This is a genomic window from Bacillus sp. JJ783, assembly GCF_036963225.1.
GTDB classification, from domain to species: domain Bacteria; phylum Bacillota; class Bacilli; order Bacillales; family Bacillaceae_G; genus Bacillus_A; species Bacillus_A cereus_U.
On record NZ_JBALMG010000095.1, the window covers coordinates 28,477 to 29,148 of the forward strand.

A 672-nucleotide genomic window follows, 5' to 3' on the forward strand; every position below is an offset into this window, starting at 1 on the left:
GGAAGAGAGGAACTAGCCATGTATAGTACTGGTTAGTTCCTTTTTAGTATTCTATGCTTTGTACAGGCAGAGAAATCAAACGTTTCTGGAGTGTTTATGACTGTATGTATTAATAGTCTCTTTCGTGAATTTAGCTGTTTGTATTTAGGGGTTATTGATTGGTTTAATTAATAAGTAATAGGTTTTTTTCATTTGAAAATATAAGAGAATGTATCTCTGGATTGTGTTAGTAATATTTCGTGATAGCGCAAAATTTTTCGGTGAAATTACATTAAGAATACCATATAATATAATTAAACACATTTTATTGGTATAGCATCGTGTTAGATTTTTTTATTATTTTCTTAAAAAATCTTTTCTATTATTTACATACTTTGTATACTCTTTTGTATGTTAATTATTTGACAGATAATTTCGAAATGTTATAATATGGATATGTGGAAATTTCTATTTTCTTAAAAGACATGGGAGTCAGATGAGAATTGTGAAAGGATGAGGGGGAGTGACACATATTATGTATCACCACACAGCAATCAATGTATTAAGTCTTTTACAAAACATGTCAAATAATAAAACGAACGATATGAAATTAGAGGCGGAATTTAAAAAAATAGAGAAACAATTCCGAATAAAGTATGAAGAGCTTATCGATTTATATAATAGAATGGTATT

At 28.0% G+C, this 672-nt stretch carries 1 protein-coding gene; it reads left to right on the plus strand.

Going from position 1 to position 672, the window contains the following annotated elements:
• Positions 1–514: 514 nt before the first annotated feature.
• Positions 515–672 (plus strand): DNA-binding domain-containing protein (locus tag V7038_RS19845; RefSeq protein ID WP_335695537.1); only part of this gene is annotated, 158 nt, incomplete at its 3' end.